The organism is Chitinophaga sp. sic0106, from assembly GCF_019219075.1.
GTDB lineage: Bacteria > Bacteroidota > Bacteroidia > Chitinophagales > Chitinophagaceae > Chitinophaga.
Genome location: NZ_JAHUWJ010000002.1, coordinates 217,833 through 236,933, shown reverse-complemented (window position 1 = coordinate 236,933; position 19,101 = coordinate 217,833). Strand labels below are relative to the sequence as shown.

Below are 19,101 nucleotides of genomic sequence, written 5' to 3'. Positions count from 1 at the left end.
AAATATAAAAACATGAGCATAATTTCCCCTTGTAAAAGCAGCAAAAGCAGCAAATTTCTCTGCTGCTTGTTTGCTATGGGAATCGATAAAAAATCAGAATTTGAATGGCAGGTACCAGCCGGACTTATCCATCAGTTTAGCCCTTGCTGCTTCTGCACCGGGAACGTTATCTTTCTTCAGTTTCTGGTACACTTTTTCAGCAAGGAAAGACGGATCATTTCTCCGCAGCGCTACACGCAAGAGGTCTGGCCAGCGGGTTCCTTCATATGCATCCTCTAATGCAGTTTCATTAATCAATCCACTTTCGATGGCCAGTGTACTGTCCGCCCCTGGTGCTATGGCATAGTTTACCAGGTTCGCTCTTCTGCGGATACCGATGTTGCGGTACCAGGAAGCGCGGTAGTAAGGAATACCGGAGGAGCCACTGTTTCTTGCATCGAAGTTGAAAGGATATGGTTCAAATAAGGTGTTGTGATAGTTGGTAACATCAGATGTTGGAGCAGGGTAAGCTCCGGCGATGCCGTTGTTAAACAGTCCCCATGCCAGCAGGTGTTTGCCGGCGCGGTTAGCTGCTTCCGCAAATCGCATATGCAGGTGCGTTTGCTTAAAGAGGAACCAGGTACTGTTTCTCTTTAACATATCTACCGGCAACATGGTGGACCAGTTGAGGTAGTTCCACAGGTACTTCATCACTACCGGCTGGCCGTTAATGTTCTGGCAGGTTAGTATCCCACGCGCATCATATGGCAAACCAGGTACGGCAGGTGCAGAAGTATTACCCAGCTGTTGCTGGCTGTTCCAGTTGTCGAACGCTTCCTGGCTAGGCTTCACGAGGTATTTACCACCGATTGGGGAAAAAAGTTTCACGAAAGGATTTTCCGGTTTGAATTTGGAGTCAAACGGAATGGCCCATACCCACTCCCTTTCGTATCCTTTGCTGTTGGCCGCCTGCTCGTACATGATGCGCCATTGGGTATTCCATACCAGCGACTGTGCATCACTGATGCGGCCGTAACTGATGTAATGGTCCATGTCGCCATTGGAATCCCAACCCAGTTTATACATGGTGTACATCGTTGCATCGTTGGAGTTGTTGGCGGCAGTTTCCATCACCTGGCGATAATACGTGGCCGCCTGTACGTAGTTTCCTTTCCAGAGGTTCAGATCGCCCAGCAGTACTTTTTTATTGATAAACCACTTTACAGTAGGATAGCCATCCACATTGATGTTTGGTGAAGTACCGGAAGGATATTCGTCTTTATATGTCAGCGCTTCGGTAGCTTTAATCAGCGTATCCAGCAAGGCGTCGAAGCTCAGTTTAGGATAATTTTTAGCATCTTTCACCGCTTCTACAGATTCCAGAGGAGAGGTAACATAAGGAATTTCACCGTAGTGAATACCCAGCTGGAGGTACAGGAAGCTGCGCAGGCAGGTGATATCTGCATAGCGGGATGCGTATTCCGACTCCTTCATTTTTTTGTCCTTCAGCATGATGTCGAAATTTTTCAGCACATCATTGCAGTTGAGGATTACCTCGTAAAACGGTCGTGGGCTCGCGTAGGGGTTATCTTCGGCAACACTGTGGCTACTGAGCTGGCGCAGGTTTTCATCTGCGTTTTCGGTATAGTTAAGCATATCCGCACGGAGTTCATTCAGCAGGATATATCTTTCGGCCAGTCCCTGGAACTTACCGTAGATACCAATTACAGCAGCATCTGCGTCATATACGTTGCGGTACATCTGCGACTGGTCCAGTTCATCACCCGGCATTACATCCAGCATTTTCTTACAGGAAGAAAGTACGGTACAGAAACAGGCCGCAGATAAAAATAATATGGTGAGCTTTTTCATGCTAATCATTTCAAATTGTTAATAACCTAGAGGCCTATACGAACTCCGAATGTCACATTAGGGCTGATGGGGTCCAGACCTGTATCAATACCCTGTGCCAGCGGGCTGTTGCTGCTGCTGAACTCAGGATCATATCCCTGGTATTTGGTGAGGGTAACGAGGTTGTTACCAATCAGGTAGATCGTAGCGTTTTTGATCACTTTACGGTTTACCGGGAGATAGTATTGTACAGATACAGAACGGAGACGGAGGTAAGATCCGTCTTCGATAAAGCGGTCGCTGAAGCGGCTGTTGCCCAATGGATCACCCCAGGTAGCCTTTGGCATATTTGTTTGCTGCCCTTCGTACTGCCAGCGGTTATTTACGCTTTGCAGCTGGTTGCTGGCATCGCTCATGGACTCCATGCGGTAGCGGGTGTAGTTGAACACATCGTTACCCTGTGAGAAAGTGATGAGGGCATTCAGTTCGAAACGTTTCCAGCTCACGCGGTTGCTGATACCACCGATGTAATCAGGATTAGGATCACCGATTACGGTGCGGTCGTCCGCATTGATCAGGTTATCACCATTCGCGTTGGCGAAGCGTACATCACCTGCGGTGAAAGCGCGGAGACTACCATCTGTTTGTTTTGAATACAGCTGTGTTTTAGCCGCATCAGCGCTGGTAGCATATACGCCATCTGTTTTATAACCATAGAACAGGTTAGCCGGCTGACCGTTGGCGGTCAGAATAGTAGCACCTGCAAAGTCCGTAGTGAAAGACCCACCAGGCACAGCAATCACTGTATTTTTGTATTTGCTCACGTTTACACCCAGGTCCCATTTCAGGTTGCCTTTATCCACAATGCGGGCGTTGAGCGACAGGTCCACGCCGGTATTTTTCATACGGCCGGCGTTGGTCAGCATTTGTTCGAAACCGGTAGCCATCTGTACATTTTCATATACCAGCATGTTTTTGGTTTCTGATTTATAGGCGTCCACACTGAGGGAGAGGCGCTCGTTGAGAATGGCCACATCAATACCGCCGTTTAACTTCACGGAAGTTTCCCATTGCAGCTCAGGGTTGGCGATGCCTTTACGTACCAGCCCCTGCAGGCCAAGGAGGTTTTGCGTTACATATGTCTGGCGGGCCGTGTAGTTACCGATATCATCGTTGCCGGTAACGCTGTAGCTTGCACGTAGTTTCAGCAGGTCAATTTTAGAATGTGCCATGAAGCTCTCGGACGATACCAGCCATGCGCCGCCGATAGAAGGCATTACAGGAAACTTGCTACCGTTGATGGTGAGGCCTTCTTTTGCTTCTTTACCGAAGCGGCTGGAACCATCCATGGCCACGTTCAGGGAAAGGAACATTTTATCGCGGAAGCCATAGTTGGAGCTCAGGTAAGTATTGAACCAGTTCCATTTACCCATACCACCACCGATTACGCGGAGTGCAGGTATACCGTTCTGAACACTGGTCAGGTCATCGGTAGCGGAGTTGAAGCCGAGCGCGTAATCCTGTTCTGCATTATTTGTTTGGGTGCGGAGGCCGGCACGCACATAGATCTTATGATCCATATTAAAGCGTTGCTCATATTCCGCCCAGGTGTCGTTGTAGAAAGTAAACATGCGCTTTACCTGCGTACCCATGCGGTTTTCCGCAATAGCAGTAGCAAGGGTATCCTTTACAATACCCACACCCGGTACAAACATATTCTCCCTGACTTTATTCAACACCACACCTACAGTGGTATTCAGGTTCCAATGTTTACCCAGGTCGTATTTAAAACCAAAGGTGCCGAAGAAACGATAGTATACATTTGCACCAATCATTTTATCGATTACCGCGGTAGGGTTACCTACACCCAGTAAATCCACATCTGCCAGGTTCGGACTTTGTACCCCTTCTTCGTTCACTTCATGATCCTGGAAGAAAGGCGATTTGGTACGCGCCAGGAACAATGGAGATGTTCTGTCGGCAATACCCTGGTCCTTCAGCTTCTGTTGATTATAGGAGAAAGACAAGTTTGCAAATCCGGTAAAACGCTGTGTAAAGTTGAACTGTGCGTTAAAGCGGGTGTTGTAACGGGTCAGATCAGTACCGCTGATAGTACCCTGATTCTTCATATAACCCATACTGAGGCCATACGTAGCGATGTTATCACCACCGGTAACTTTCAGGTAGTAGTTATTGCTGAAGCCATCCGTGAGCACCTGATCCTGCCAGTTGGTTTGGTTGTGGTACCGCGCATATCCCGGAGTGGCCGGATCATCGTTCATATAAGGCTGCGCAGCCAGTTCTTCCGGGCTCATACCTTTGGACTGCATCATACCGGAAAGGTAGCTGCGGAAATCTGATGCACCCATTACCGGCAGCCCTTTAGGTGCTGCTATATAGCCGCCATAGGCGCCAAAATCGATATGGGTTGCCTTATCCGTTGTATGCGAAGTGGTGATGATAATAGCGCCGTTGGCACCTTTTGTGCCGTAGATGGAAGATGCATCTTTCAATACGGTGATATTATCAATATCCTTTGCATCGATGAGGGATAAAGGGTTGGTATAATAATTTGCGATTACGCTTTCACCGTAGTCGTTGGTATCAAATATCATATTGTCCACTACTACCAATGGTTTGTTAGTAGCATAGAGAGAATTAATACCACGGAGGAACAAGGTAGCGCCGGCGCCCGGTGTTCCTGAACGGCGGGTTACATTGAGTCCGGCGATGCGGCCCTGCAACATATCGTCTGGCATCGCATCGTTCTGACGCCAGCCTTCCACGTTGTATTGCTGTGCGGCGGAGGTAATTTCGCGTTGCGGAATAATATTTACCGGCATCACAATACTCTCCTGGTAGCCGGTGTGCGAGGCATCCATCAAAGTGATATCCACTTTTTTCCTGCCCTGTAATGGCACCATGCGGGAAGCATAGCCATCACCATCCACGGAGATCGTCACATTGTAGGAAGGCACCTCCAATCTGTATTTACCGGAAGTATCAGTAATAGCAGCAGAAAAATCCTGCATGGATACGTGTACGCCGGCAGCTGGCTTTTTAGTAGCTGCATCAATAATTCTACCGGTAACAGTCAGGCTCTTTTTACCGGTAACTGTTTGCGTTGTTTTGCCCGCGTTACCCGCAGCAGATTGAGCAGAAGCGGTAGCTGTGATCAGCAGCAAAGCCGCGCCACATAATAGTTTTATGCCGTTGTATTTATATTTGTGCTGCATAATTAATTGAATGAAGGTTCAATCCTGATATAATCACATACCAGCGGATTTGTGGTTGCGGTGGTGTTGCCTGCTGCAGTGAGGTATATATTCATTGCAGAACGGTATTTGCTGATGGTAAATTCTCCCAGGTAAATTTCTGTGTAGTTGTTCGGTGTTACTGTCACATACGCCATGGACGTATTGGTAGCACTGTCTACACTCAGCCGCTGGGTGAAGTTGGTGGTCATCCAGTCGTTTACCGCCACTACGTACGCCTTGTACTTCATGGTATGCACGTTTGAAATGCGGAAGCCAAGACTGAAACCACTGGTACCATGGTTATACACCAGTACATCTTTAAATGGTATGCCTGCCGGTGTGAGCCTGTCACGGAAGTAGGTATTACTCCTTTTGTTGCTGGTAGAAGAAGTATATTCTTCTCCCTGTAGTATCCATTGCTGAAATTTATTTTTTGGGGAGATGTCCACCTTACCCATGATAAAAATGGTTCCGTTGCTGGTAGTGATGGTACGCTTAATTTGCGCTCCTTCTACCGGCACTTTCACATTGAACCTGGACAACACCGTATCAGGAATATTATCAGCTGTATAGTTACCTTCGGCAGCCAGGTCCTTCAGCACTTCCCAGCTGGCCAATTGTGCAGTGGTATCCATACCACCGGTAGCAAAGTAAGGGTAGTATGTTTGGGTGGCTCCCTGCCAGGCGGCATCTTCCATTACGAATAAAGCATAGCGTTTAGACTCATCTCTCAGGTCGTACACACGTTGCCAGAACAGGTTGGTATTGATAGAATCCGTTCCTGGCTTATAGATCGGATTACCGGTATTGGGATCAACTCCTATTTGTTCGGCATTGGTAGGATCAAATACATTTCTGAACAGGGAAAGCATAAATGCTTTTTGTACCGCAGGAATGGTATTATCATTCGTCAGTGTTTCCCAGATATTATCTGAGAGGGGCAGCAAAGAACTGATCACATGGTACACGCCATTTTTAGCGGGTTTGTTACCACTGGTGATAGTGGCATTTCCCATGAGGGCGGCATGCAGCAGGTGGTACTTACCGTTGAGCATCTGCAGGTAGTTAGCGGCAGTGTCTTCGGTTTTGCTGTTCCATGCCTGCAGCGTGATGTAGTTGGACACAAACGCTTTCAGTTTGGCCGGATCACTCTGTGTGGCCGCATCCAGTTTGGATACGGCGTCGTTATCAGGAGCAAATACAGTGTATACTTTGGAGGAGGTGAGCACGGAGTCCAGACCAGCCTTTTTCACCAGCTCGGCAAACTTGCTGGTAGATGGCTCTGCGGCAATGCGCTCCATCAGATTTTCCTTCAGTGCCTGGTCGTTAACAGTGATGCTGTCTTCCCATTTTTTACAGCCTTGCAGCAGTACTGCACAGCACAGAAAAGGGAGTAAGGTATATGCGATCGTCTTATAGGACATCATAATTTCTTTTTTATTGGAATAGTTGAGTACCATCTGGCTTAAACCTTGGGAATACCTGATCATCATCCACCGGAATGAAGTGGATCATATCCAGGTAGTTGTCGTTCTGTGTACCGTTGATTGGATTGAAGCGGATAATCTGGCGGTCGGTAGTGGTAAACTCATAGGTACCTACGAGGCGGCCCACCATTTGGGACGCAGCATTTTCCGTATACTGTTTGTATCCTATCGCTTCCAGCTCGGCATTAGTACCTGTTGGGCGTTTTACTACAAAGTTGAACGTACGTGGCATCAGGGTACCGTTTACGTATACTTCGCAGAGCTGCTGGGAGCTGGTAGACTGGTTACGGGCAGAGTAGCAGATCCAGATCTTATACTTTCCTTTAATGATCGGCGGGGTACGCAGCTCCAGGTAGGTAGGCCTGTTAGGTAATCCCAGTGGCATCTTGATGGCATCCTGGTAGTTGCAGTACTGGCCAATACTCACCGTAGGACCGTAGTAATAAGAGAGCACATTTGTTCCTGCCAATGCGCCCCAGCCCCAGGTAATGTCTTTCAGTGGCTGATCCGCTTCACTCTGTCTCACGAAATCTTTGGATGCTTTTCTGTAGGTAGCCGGCAGCTTAAGAATTTCTTCAAAGGTGGCCACATCCCAGTATACAGCTGTAGGTTTACGGTATTTCACCTGGTAGTGTCCTTCAATGGAATGCCATACACCGTTGGTGGCTGCGTTATCGCTGGCCACTCTGTCCACCGTCATTCCTTTTTCCAGCACGCCGTTAAACACATTTTCATTCACCACTACTTCCTGGTTAATCAACTGGGTGCTGATCACCTCCTGCGGTTGCAGGGTCTGGTGGGAAGGCGCGTTAATAATATCTCCCAGGAACTTAATACCACTCAGGATATGATAAGCCATATACATGTGCAGGCTATCTGTTGCACCAGCTGGATTGCCGGTATGACTATAGCGTGCCTTTAAATCAGCGAAGGAGAAGATACCGCTGTCGGCCAGTGCTTTATTACTTTCTGCGATCACGGTCATCCAGCGTTTAGCTGTATCCGCATCCACGGTATTGAGCCTGTCGTAGTAACCGGTTGCTTTCATGGCTTCCACAAAAATGCTGAAGTCAGGTTTTGCTGCCAGCTCTTCGGCGATGGTCAGTTTGGCTGGCTCCAGTACCTGGTCGATCACATGGATCAAACCATTACCTACCCGCACATTCGATTTGGTTACCGCACCCTGCCGGTTTACCAGGTAGCTAGAGCCTCTTTCTCCGGAGGCCACACCCGTTACCAGGAACTGGCCAAACATAGTAGGCACCGGCAGCTTACCATCTTTAAATGAAGCAGTGGTAAGGGTATCTGCAAGGAGATGGAATTTAACCATGTCCTGCAGGGTATTGATATCAGCAGCTTCTACATTGCTGGCTTTTACTTTATTGAGCCAGAGCTGCACAGCGCTGTTAGTAGGAGCAAAGCAGGTATAGGCACCATAGGCGTTCAGGTAATCGCTATAGCCTGCGCGCACCAGTACTTTTTCAAAGAGGGAGAAGGAATCCGGATGCTGCCGCAGATATCCAACTATATTAACATCCTCCGTAGTACTCTGTTTGAGCGTAGCTTTGGTGCAGGCGGTAAAAACACCGCAAATAAGCACCATCATGTAAAACAGTTTCTTTCTGGTCATAACGTGCGGTTGAATTATTTATAGAATGGATTCTGGACAAGCAGTTTATTCGTCTGTAATTCGTACAGAGCAATCGGCATGAACAGGCTGTTTCTGTCTCTCAGCTTGGCGTAGGCCGACTGCTGCATATCCGGTGCAATGCTTTTGGAGGCGGAATTGATCAGGTAGCGCAAGCCTGCAAAGTTGTTACGTTTTGCGTTTCTAACCAGATCGTACCAACGTTTTCCTTCAAAGGCAAATTCCCTGGAACGTTCCTGCAGGATATATTCTTCCATACCGGATTTGCTGGTGCTATCCATTGCATCACCAAAATCAAGTGCTGTAGCACGTTCCCGGATGGTTTTTACCAGGCGGGAAGCCTCTATAGGCTGATCCAGCTGATTGATAGCTTCTGCTTTCATCAGGAGGATATCGGCATAGCGGTAAAATATCCAATGTGCAAAGGACTGATCAGCGGTGCGTGTAGCCGTCCCCGCATCGTTGGCCCCCATATATTTCCAAATGGTAGCATCTTCGGCACGCAATGCCATACCGTCGCCACGTTTATCTTTAACCGGAATGGCATTCACCATATCTACACCATATACTTCTTCCATCAGGTGGGAGGCAGCGCTCCAGCGGCGGGAGTTGGCCGCAAACATCATGAAGAAAGGGTTGAGTTTTTGCGCATCATACTGTAATTCAAAAATGCTTTCTACGGAATTACCTATCCAGAACAGCGCATTGAACAGCGAGGTTTCCTGGTTTACCAGGCCATATCTGCCGGAAGCAATTACTTTATCGCATTGCGCCGCACATTCTGCATATTTTTCCATCCACAGATAAGTATCAGCCAGAATGGTAGCTGCCGTGTATTTAGTTGCGCGGCCCCTGTCCACGGAAGTGTTACCGTAGCTTTCAGGCAGCAGGTTTTCTGCCGCTTTCAGGTCAGATACAATCTGGTTAAGAATAGAATCTGAAGAGCTTTTCACCATGGACGACAGGTCGTTGTCACTCACTGTGGGTTCCAGTTTCAGCGGTACCTGATCAAAAGTACGTACCAGGTAGAAGTACATTAACCCGCGGATGGTAAGTGCCTCTCCTACTGCGCGGTTCAGCATATCCTGCGTGAAGGTGTTATCTTCATTCATCACATTCGGCGCCAGTTTTATAACGGTATTGCAGTAGTTGATGGTTTCGTAGAAAGTCCTCCAGTTGGCGTACGAGTTAGTTGGCAGGATGTTCATGTTGACGATGTCAATCTCCTCGGCCCTGGTGGCAAAACCCGGCGACACCATGTCTGCCCTGGCTTCTCCCCAGATAAAAAGATATTCCGGCATCGCCCACGTTTTACCAGTGGTATTATCCAGCATACTTGCATAAATGCCGGTAACAGCGGCAGATACCTGCTCTTTGGTTTTCCAGAAGTCCTCCCGTACAAGACCATCGTTAGGTTTCAGTTCCAGCCATTTATTACAGGACACGGACCCTGCCAGGATAAGGAACATGGAAATATATATCAGCAACTGCTTCATATCGCAAATCTTTTTTTAGGATCAAAAGTTGGCCATCAAACCGATCACATAGTTCTTGGATGGTGGTGTCATGGAGTTGTCGGTAGCTACGCGGAAAGGATCAGAGCCTTGTGGTGAAACTTCCGGGTCCTGACCGGTATACCTGGTGAGCGTGAACAGGTTTTCTGCGGTGAAATACACGTTGAGCGATTTCATTTTCAGTTTGCTCAGTTGTTTGCTGTCGAAGGTATAACGGACGGTGAACTGTCTGAAACGCAGGTACGATGCATCTTCCACATACCGGTCGCTACCCAGCCAGTTGTAAGCACCACCAATAACGGCGCGTGGCATATCTGTCACATCGCCTTCTTTTCTCCACCTGCGCAATACCGCCGTGCTCTGGTTATCGAAACCATACATATTGGTAGTATTCATCTTCGTCGCATTTACGATATCGTAATTCATACGGAAGTTGAAGAAAGTAGAGATATTGATTTTTCCTTTCCAGTTGATGGTAGGCCCGAAACCACCATTCAGCTTAGGGTTGCTGTTACCGAGGTATACCACATCCATGTAGTTGATGTTCCCGTCGTGGTTGATGTCTTCATAGATCGCATCTCCCGGCTGGAAGGTATAATCCACATTCGGATAGTTGAATCGCATTTTTACGATCTGGCCGTTAGGTCCGATAATAGGCTTACCGGATTCACCTTTTGCAATGGTCGCCTCTTCATCTTTATAAACTCCCTTGTAGCGATAACCATAGAAAGAGCCAAACGGATTATCTATTTGCAGCAGGCTCATATAGGAACCTAAAGCGGTTACGTCCCCTTTGCTGCTTGGGTAGAATTCGGAGATATTGCGGATGATATTTTCGTTTTTAGCCAGGTTCACATCGAATCTTACTGTCCAGTCCTTTGATTTGAAAGGAGTGGTGAAGATGGCGATTTCCCAGCCCTGGTTATCCATCGTACCCACGTTCATGTTCACAGCGGTATAACCGTTTTGGGAAGCCACTTTTAAATCAGGCAGGTACATGTCTTTGGTACGCTTGCGGTATAACTCTGCGTCAATACGGAAGCGGCCTTTGAGGAAGGAAGCATTCAAACCGAGGTTCTCGATGCTAACCGTTTGCCAGCGCAGGTTCTGCAATTCCATGGTAGAGGGATAAACAGCACTTTCTCCCATATACCCCCATCCGATAGTGGAATAGCGGTTGTAGAAAGTATAGTCTTTATCGGGCGACTGACCAGCCAAACCATAAGAAGCGCGGAAGCTCAGGTCATCCAGTTTTTTCTCGTAGCGTTTCATAAACTGCTCACCGGATAAGCGCCAACGGGCGCCTATAGAAGGGAAGTAGCCGTAGCGGTATGCAGGTCCAAAGCGGGAGCTGCCATCCATGCGCACGTTACCCATGATCATGTAGCGGTCGTCCCAGCCGTATTGTGCGGTGAGGGCAGCGCCAATGCTGCGGGTTTGTGAGGTGGTGTTTACCGCTTTCAACTCCTCATTTTGTGTACGGCCGCCGGCAGATGGATCTACCAGCAGAGAGGAGGCTGTATTGGAAACCATTACTTCCTGGTTCAGGCTTTTACCATCGTCCGTAATTACGTTGAGGAAGCCGGAGAACTCATGTTTTGGATTTTTGAAGCGCGGTGTATACTCCATAGTGAGCTTGGAGGTAACGCCGAACAGATCAATGTCCCCGTCGTAAGCGCGGTTTACTACTGTTTCCGTATAGGGGCGACCGGTAGCAATCTGCGGCAGGAAGCTGGTATTTTTTGTATTGAAGATATCAAACTGCACGTCTACAATAGCGCGGAGTACATCCTGGAGGATGTTATACTGCATCTGGAAACGAGGTACCACACGCTCGCCGAGCACACCGTACTTTGCTTCCTTAGCCATTGCCACCGGGTTGTAAATACGGGAGTACTGACCCTGCACGTTGGAAGCCGGAGAGAAATAGTTTGGCGTTACATTACCCTGCTCATCGTATTCAAACACACTCATATTCGGCATTTTCAGGTAAGCGACCCCTCTGATTGCATTCTCCTTTGTGCTCATATAGTTACGGCTCTGGTCCGTGTGCGTATAGGCAATGCTGGTAAATATTTTTATTTTTTCAGAGATATAGTAGTCGAGGTTGATACGGGTGTTCAGTCGTTGCAGACTGGTTCCTATGGTAGTACCGGTTTGATTGAAATAACCAATAGACGCATAGTAGCGGGCTTTTTCACCACCACCGTTCATGCTGATGGTATGATCCTGGATATACCCTGTTCTGGAAATCGCATCAATCCAGTTGGTATTGTTGCTATAGTTATGGTACCAGTAAGGATCATTTACATCGTAGTTGAATTCGCGTACAGTGTTAGTGTTGAGTGCCGAACCAATCCTGTTGATGAAGGCTTCCGGAATAAGGGTGGAATACTGATCACCCGTTAGCATGGGGATCGGTTCCGGCAGTTTCGACATCGTTCCTTTGAAGGAGTAGGAAATGGCAGGTTTACCGATACCACCACGTTTGGTGGTGATTACCAGTACACCGTTTGCAGCGCGCGCGCCCCAGATAGCGGTGGCGGCGGCATCTTTCAGCACGGAGATATCTTTGATATCTGCGGGAGCGATGTTGAGTAATTGCGCATATCCTTGTTCATCCGCGGTACCGAAGTTGAAGTCGCTCGGAATATCCGTCTGATAAGGCATACCATCTACGATGATCAGTGGGTTACCGTTACCGGACAGCGATGACACACCACGGATACGGATACTCATGGCCGCACCCGGATCGCCGCTGCTGGCGGTGATATCCACACCACTCAAACGGCCCTGAAGCGCCTGGTCAATACTGGAGGCTGGCATTTCTTCCAGTTCCTTGGCATCAATTTTAGCAATGGCCATGGTGGACTTTCTGTCCGGAATGCTGATCATACCATTGGTGCTGGTAGCTCTTGCTGACACACTGAATTCTTTCAGGTCGGTAGAGCCCGAGCCCAATTGAATATTAATGGTAGTACGGCCGTTGATAGCGTCTTTAAATGTGCCGTATCCGATGATGGAGGCGTTAATCCTGCTTCGGAGGCTAGTTACCTTCAGTACATACTGCCCATTTAGATCGGTGGTGGTACCTTTGAGTACGCGGCCGTCAGCATCTACTTCCATCACCGTTACACCAATCAGCGGTTCTTTAGTGCCTTTATCTGTTACCTTTCCTTTAATAAGTATGGAGGTAGCCGCAGTAGCCGGGGCCTGTGCCACAGCGGTTCCTGTGAGGAACAGCACTGCGCACAATAAGGGGAGAATTGTAAATAATTTTCGCATACTAAACTGGTATTGGGAACAGATTACTCTGTATATTTCAGATAGTTGTTAATAAGGTGAATTACACAGCGGTTGCCAAGGAAGTTGCTCTGATCCATTCTGATGGAAGAAATACGATTATCCGCATCCGTTACCGTCATAGAAGTACCTGTTTCATTGGTAACGAACAGGGTGGCGGCTTCTCCGTTCTGATCTTTGAACAGCGTTGGGAAAGCTCCACTTTGTACCCCATCGCTGGCCACCACTTTCTTATCCAGGATATGATACTGGATGAAGGATTCCACTGCAAACTGCTCTGCCGGGGTAAGACTGGTGTATTTTGGCACCTTGTTAGGCGCAGTGCCGGTACCAGGGAGTATGCCGGCATTTACCGCTGCCACGATGGCTGCATTATCAGGGATAAAAACGGTATAGAAGGCGCCACCCGATACACCAGTGATATCGCCGGTGGTAGCGTTGAACATGGTGGCATTTTTCAGGTATTGGTAGAAGTAGTTGAACTGAGAAGTAGTGGCGGCACCTAAGGCTTCAATGTGCTTACCAACGGTAGTTTCAGCAAAGCTCAGGGCTTTATCCAGGTATTGGGCAGTACCATTTTTTGCTGTTTTAGCCTGCACCACATTGGACGCGGTATTGGTGGCAAGTTCACCGCTCGCATATATTTTGTTGGCATTGAAACGGATATACTCTCCACCGTAAGTCATTACCACACCGGAACCGCTGAGATCTTTCAGGTCACGTTCAGGAATTACACAAAGGCTGAGTATACGCAGCAGTCGTAACAGCGCATCAGGGCCGGTAAGCTGCGTACCACCGGCAGGAGGCGTGTATCTCCACTGGTAGAGTGGGTTGGTGTTTACCATCGGATCAGCAAAGTAGCCGGCTGCATTCAGCACATCGTTGCTCAGCATCAGGATGGAATAACGTTGACGGATATTGGAAATCTGGAATTTCAGCTCCTGGTTGAGCAGGCTGGTCATCATGCTGTAAGCAGGGTCCAGGTAAGCTTTTCCGTAAACACTGCTGAATACGTTGGCATCCTGTACTTTGTTGGTGCCGTAGAAGATAGCGTTACTCAGGATCTTACGATCGGTGATATTGGCATTGGGATCGAAGCGGGCTTCTTCACCGGATGCATTGTAGGTAGTGGCAAACTTGGTGGGCCATACGGCTGTAGGCCAGAGATGCGCATTGATGAAATCATAGATGATATTCACTGGCATGTCCGAGAGTTTATTATAGTGTTCCAGCAACACATTTTTAATAAACGGCTCCAGGGCTTCGTTGGTAGGCACAAAAATGCTGTAGGCATTTTGCTGACCATCGTTGTCCTGCAGTTTCATGAAGTTCTCGTTATTGGGAGCAAATGTCATGGCGGCATTGAATACTTTCGTATATACGTTGAATTCGGAGCCGGTGATAGCCTGGTATTTGGCGGTCATGTTTACGTTGATGGCGTACTTGATCAGGAACTGATCGAAGATTTTCTTAAACTCGCTGTACTGCGGGTTTTGCGCCAGGTACTCATCGATGCCGGGTAAGGTGGTGATCACTTTGTTTACTACATGAATGATCCCGTTTTCAGCAGGTATATCTCTTTCAGTAACGTTTGCGTCCAGTACGTTAAACCCGGTATAGGTAGTTTGCGGGTAGAAATAATTGTAGTCGGCGGCAGACAGGCCTTTTGCCAACATGAAGTTATCCGTAAAATAAGTGATGTACTTGTTGTTGTTATCAGCATCGGCATAAATGGTAGTCCCGTTACGGTTGCTGTTGATAACTTTGATTTTGTTACCCAGGCTGTCGGTACCATCGTACACGCCGGTATAGGAGGCAGTGCGGCGGCGGAAGCCCAGGCCTGGAATCCAGCCGGTAGTACTCTGGTAATCAGCCAGGCGATCCAGGCGGAACGCGTTGTACACTAAGCAATAGGTAACAATTTTCTGACAGGCAGCGCTGTCCAGCTGTGCAACGCCACTGATGTTGTTTGCTTTGAAATACACGTCAAACGCGGAATCCGAAGGAGCAAAAAACGTCCAGTAGCCAGCGGCAGATAAAGTAGTTTTGTACCCTGCCTTATCAATGGCAGCAAGCATGGTTTTGAAGTTGCCCTTCTTTTCAAGTACCTGGTAAATAGGAGGCTCCAGATTGTCGGGGCGGCCGTAGAATTCATCCCATGCTTTCTTTTTGCATGACGGTAGCAGGATAAAAACGGATAAGTATAGAAATAGTGTGGAAGAAATTACTTTCATCCTGGATAGTTTGTAATCCATTACTATCGTGGTTTTGTACCCGGGGGTTGACTGCCCGGTTGTTTAATCAATAACGTGAATACTGTTCATAACGAGTGTCTACTCTGGCGACACCCTCTGTTGGTTGCTGGTGTGTTTCTGTTTTAAAAATATCTTATTTGTATAATAGTACTGTCCTGCGCCATCCTGTTTTGCTAAATTTAATTGTTATTTTGACACTTATTTTCAGGAGCGCAGGACTTCAACTTACTGATTGTTAAATTAATGCACAAAAAAAATTAATTTCCGTCAGGTTTAGCGGATGCTCTCAGTCGGCTCGCCGGCCAGTACAGCATTTCAGGAGAATCAGGATGGGCAGGATCAAAAGCAGGGAGATTTTTTCTCAGTAATTTCACAAGCGGAATATTGTTATCCTGGATTTCTTTTACCACACATTTGGCTACTTCCCAGGCGCCAAAATTGTTAAAATGAGTATTATCTTTTAGTTCGGCAGTTTGTCCGGGAAATGTGTTCGCAGGATAATGCACAAATGCCCTGATCGACTTTTCTTCTCCCCATGCCTCATACATTACCTTCGTAACTTTATTCAGGTCAATAACCGCCGTACCTTTTTCTTTGGCCACTGCACGTACGGCAGCAGGGTAATCGCCCAGGGTATGCTGAATATGACCTGTACTATCAAAACTTCTTCTCTGTACGGAAGTCACCAGCACAGGAATTCCCTTTTTCTTTCTTACCTCATCTATTACATACCTCAGGTCTTTACTGTAAGATGTAAAGGCGCCTATGCCCTCCCCTTTCTGTTTCTGATCATTGTGCCCGAATTCTACCAGCAGGTAATCACCTGGTTTCATTAAACGCAGTACTTTCTCAAAACGTTTGGCACGAATCCAGGAGCTGAGGGATTCACCGCTTTCCGCGTAATTGGCGATGGCCACTTTACCGGGTTGAAAAAACGCGGGAATCATTTGTCCCCAGGAAGCCCAGGGTTCTTTGTCCTGGTCTACTACAGTGGAATTGCCGGCAAGGAAAACAGTGGTGGCTTTGGTGTTTGGCGTAACAGCCAACGTTCTTACACTGGGGCTGTCACCTGCAAACTCAATGGTGAGGCGGTTATCCCATTGGGCATAATTTCTTTCCCGGGGCTTGATGCGTACACGGTCAGTGACTTCCCCGTTACTATTGCGAATGAAGGTATCCCGCACATGTACCGTGAAACTGACCTGCGTTAAATTAGCAGGCGCCAGGTCGATTTTACCGGTCATGTTACGCCGGTTTTCCGCACGAATGGCAACACTTTTAGGGTCGCTGCCCGCTACCAGGCCTACGGTAACATCATAATTACCTTCCGGTAATTTTACTGAAAAGAAGTAAGGGGACTCGCCGGTAATGAGGCTACGGCCTTTGGGGCGCACATCCACGACCTTTGATTCTTCAAATCCAAATCCGATACTGTCCGAATAAATAGCATTGGCTGTCACCTGTTTGCATCCACGTACATTTTCACCGCCGAAATAAAATTTCGTTGTGTCTGACGGAGGGATAAGTCCCGCCAGCAAGAGAGTCGCATGTAATAACATTTAAAGAGATTGTCGCATTGTTAAATAAAAAGGAACTTCTATTTGTGCGGTAGTATTTTCAAGAATCAGCTGTGCAGCTGTTTCGCCCATGTATTTAAAGTCGGTTGATATTGTGGTGAGTCCGTTGAGGATCAGCTTTTTCAGCGGTGTTTCGTTGTAAGAGATAATGCCAACATCTTTCCCGATTACCAGGTCCAGCGAGATAATTTTTTCTATTAAAGTAACGAGATCACTTTCCCGCAGGTTGATATACACATCTCCCCGGTTAATAGTTTCTTTATCAATATCTTTTACAATTTCATACTGGAAGGCATAGTTCTGGCAGAATTGCAGGAAGCCCTGCTGGATTTCTTCCGGATAGTAGCTATGATCCGGGAAGATGATTTTGAGCGTCTGGTACTTTTGCAGCCTGTCTTTGGCTTGTTCCAGCACGGAGATAATATCTTCCTGGAAATTTTCCACTACTGCTCCGTATTCTCCTGTTACCCCTTTCAATTTTTTATCGAGGAGAATCAGTTTTTCCTTTGGAATACTGTTCACGACTTCGTCTACGTTATCCCAGCGCTCCCGGAAGTGCGGCAGTATCACCACATGCGTATAGGCGTCCAGGTTCTGGGACAGCAGCTTACGAAACAGCCCGAAATCGCTGTTATAAATATAAAAGTCGATACTGGCCTGCTCCCCGAGCTTATCCGCGAAGCTGTCGTATATAATTTTCTTGTGCTCGCTTAATTTATTGAACAAGAGCAGTATCTTATACTGCTTTCCGAGGTTGGTATGTTTTATAAAGTACCCTTTTCCAGGCACAGAACCCAATATACCCAGTCCTTTCAGGTACTTATAGGCTTTTTCGGCCGTATCCCTGGAAATATCGAACACACAGCTTACCTCGTTGATGGATGGCATGATATCGTCCTGTTGCAGCTTACCGTCTGCAATGGATTTGATGATAGAGTTGGCCAGCTGGAAGTACTTCGGTGTAACCGAAAAATCATCAATATATATATACTTAAATAGCGGGTGTTGTTTGATCAAATCGCTGTGGAATTTATCGTTTCAGCAACAAGTTAGTAAAATTACTGAAAGTCTGTATCATAAGCATGACAGTACATGACAGTTAGACATCCCCCATTATATAACTTTAAATATCAAACCAAAAAACAACTTTAGCCTTAAAATTCCACCATGCAAGCAATTCTAGGTATTCTGTTCCACTTTATCGGTGGCTTCGCCAGCGGCAGCTTTTACATTCCATATAAAAAAGTAAGAGGCTGGAGCTGGGAAAGTTATTGGATTACAGGAGGTATTTTCTCCTGGCTGATTGTTCCTTTTATAGCGGCCTGGCTTACCATACCCGGCTTTATGGATATCATCGGCAATACTGATTTCACTACCCTTTTCTGGACATATACCCTGGGTGTGTTATGGGGTATTGGTGGGTTAACTTTCGGGCTGAGCATGCGTTACCTGGGCATGAGCCTCGGCATGGCAGTTGCCCTGGGCTTCTGTTCTGCGTTTGGTGCGCTCATTCCGCCTATTTATCGTGAGTTTACCGGTGGCAGCGAAGATACATTCTCCCGCATGATCCAGCAGCCCAGTGGTCATTTTATATTGCTCGGCGTGGTAGTATGCCTGTTAGGTATCGCCATCTGCGGCAGAGCAGGTATGTTTAAAGAAGGGGATTTACCTGAAGAGAAGAAGAAGGAACATATTAAGGAGTTCGATTTAAAGAAAGGCCTTACAGTAGCCATCATTTCCGGCATCCTGAGCGCCTGTATGAGCTTTGCGATTGCTGCCGGTGAGCCGATGGGCCGTGCCGCCGTGGAAAACCAGGCCAACCCGCTGTTCCGTAATAACGTAATATTTGTCATCATCATGCTGGGTGGCCTTACTACCAACTTCATCTGGTGCATGATCCTCAATACCCGCAACAAAACCTTTGGTGATTATACCAACCGCAGCACCCCGCTGGTCAACAACTACGTGTTTGCTGCCATTGCCGGTACCACCTGGTTTTTACAGTTTTTCTTCTATGGCATGGGCGAAAGTAAACTCGAAAATGCGCCCAGCTCCTGGATACTTCACATGGCCTTTATCATCCTGATTTCCAGCCTCTGGGGCTTTGCGCTGAAAGAATGGAAAGGCGTCAGCAAAAAAACTTTAACCACCATCCTTATTGGTATTACCACCATCATCATTTCCGTAATGCTGGTAGGATACGGTAATTCACTGGATAAATAAGATCAAG

At 47.4% G+C, this 19,101-nt stretch carries 10 protein-coding genes; 1 reads left to right on the top strand and 9 read right to left on the bottom strand.

The window, feature by feature from the left end; genetic code table 11:
• Positions 1 to 93: 93 nt before the first annotated feature.
• From KW844_RS03760 to KW844_RS03720, 9 genes are all read right to left on the bottom strand, one after another.
• Positions 94 to 1,851, bottom strand: coding sequence for a RagB/SusD family protein (locus KW844_RS03760; protein WP_218375378.1), 1,758 nt, complete (start codon positions 1,849 to 1,851; stop codon positions 94 to 96).
• A gap of 26 nt (positions 1,852 to 1,877) precedes the next feature.
• A complete protein-coding gene (locus KW844_RS03755) occupies positions 1,878 to 5,066 on the bottom strand; it encodes a SusC/RagA family TonB-linked outer membrane protein (RefSeq protein WP_218375377.1) in 3,189 nt (1,062 codons plus the stop codon).
• 2 nt (positions 5,067 to 5,068) lie between these two features.
• The gene (locus tag KW844_RS03750) at positions 5,069 to 6,514 is read right to left on the bottom strand and encodes a fasciclin domain-containing protein (RefSeq protein ID WP_218375376.1); all 1,446 of its coding nucleotides are present in this window, start codon (positions 6,512 to 6,514) and stop codon (positions 5,069 to 5,071) included.
• A 10-nt stretch (positions 6,515 to 6,524) separates the two neighbouring features.
• Positions 6,525 to 8,204: a fasciclin domain-containing protein gene (locus KW844_RS03745; RefSeq protein ID WP_218375375.1), complete on the bottom strand. Its 1,680-nt coding sequence runs from the start codon at positions 8,202 to 8,204 to the stop codon at positions 6,525 to 6,527.
• A gap of 14 nt (positions 8,205 to 8,218) precedes the next feature.
• A complete protein-coding gene (locus KW844_RS03740; protein ID WP_218375374.1) occupies positions 8,219 to 9,718 on the bottom strand; it encodes a RagB/SusD family nutrient uptake outer membrane protein in 1,500 nt (499 codons plus the stop codon).
• 21 nt (positions 9,719 to 9,739) lie between these two features.
• On the bottom strand, positions 9,740 to 13,021 hold the full coding sequence (locus tag KW844_RS03735) for a SusC/RagA family TonB-linked outer membrane protein (protein WP_218375373.1): 3,282 nt from the start codon (positions 13,019 to 13,021) through the stop codon (positions 9,740 to 9,742).
• A 23-nt stretch (positions 13,022 to 13,044) separates the two neighbouring features.
• On the bottom strand, positions 13,045 to 15,294 hold the full coding sequence (locus tag KW844_RS03730) for a fasciclin domain-containing protein (RefSeq protein WP_218375372.1): 2,250 nt from the start codon (positions 15,292 to 15,294) through the stop codon (positions 13,045 to 13,047).
• Positions 15,295 to 15,551: 257 nt separating this feature from the next.
• A complete protein-coding gene (locus KW844_RS03725; RefSeq protein WP_218375371.1) occupies positions 15,552 to 16,853 on the bottom strand; it encodes a rhamnogalacturonan acetylesterase in 1,302 nt (433 codons plus the stop codon).
• Positions 16,854 to 17,888, bottom strand: a complete 1,035-nt coding sequence (locus tag KW844_RS03720; protein WP_255578199.1) for a GntR family transcriptional regulator — start codon at positions 17,886 to 17,888, stop codon at positions 16,854 to 16,856.
• A gap of 150 nt (positions 17,889 to 18,038) precedes the next feature.
• Between KW844_RS03720 and rhaT the strand changes: the two genes are divergently transcribed.
• On the top strand, positions 18,039 to 19,094 hold the full coding sequence (rhaT, locus tag KW844_RS03715; protein WP_218375370.1) for an L-rhamnose/proton symporter RhaT: 1,056 nt from the start codon (positions 18,039 to 18,041) through the stop codon (positions 19,092 to 19,094).
• The last annotated feature ends 7 nt before the right edge of the window (positions 19,095 to 19,101 follow it).

What these genes read in the sequence shown, in the direction of transcription:
- KW844_RS03760 (WP_218375378.1), bottom strand. Translation starts at nt 1,851, where the DNA reads ATGAAAAAGCTCACCATATTATTTTTATCTGCGGCCTGTTTCTGTACC.
- KW844_RS03755 (WP_218375377.1), bottom strand. Translation starts at nt 5,066, where the DNA reads ATGCAGCACAAATATAAATACAACGGCATAAAACTATTATGTGGCGCG.
- KW844_RS03750 (WP_218375376.1), bottom strand. Translation starts at nt 6,514, where the DNA reads ATGATGTCCTATAAGACGATCGCATATACCTTACTCCCTTTTCTGTGC.
- KW844_RS03745 (WP_218375375.1), bottom strand. Translation starts at nt 8,204, where the DNA reads ATGACCAGAAAGAAACTGTTTTACATGATGGTGCTTATTTGCGGTGTT.
- KW844_RS03740 (WP_218375374.1), bottom strand. Translation starts at nt 9,718, where the DNA reads ATGAAGCAGTTGCTGATATATATTTCCATGTTCCTTATCCTGGCAGGG.
- KW844_RS03735 (WP_218375373.1), bottom strand. Translation starts at nt 13,021, where the DNA reads ATGCGAAAATTATTTACAATTCTCCCCTTATTGTGCGCAGTGCTGTTC.
- KW844_RS03730 (WP_218375372.1), bottom strand. Translation starts at nt 15,294, where the DNA reads ATGGATTACAAACTATCCAGGATGAAAGTAATTTCTTCCACACTATTT.
- KW844_RS03725 (WP_218375371.1), bottom strand. Translation starts at nt 16,853, where the DNA reads ATGTTATTACATGCGACTCTCTTGCTGGCGGGACTTATCCCTCCGTCA.
- rhaT (WP_218375370.1), top strand. Translation starts at nt 18,039, where the DNA reads ATGCAAGCAATTCTAGGTATTCTGTTCCACTTTATCGGTGGCTTCGCC.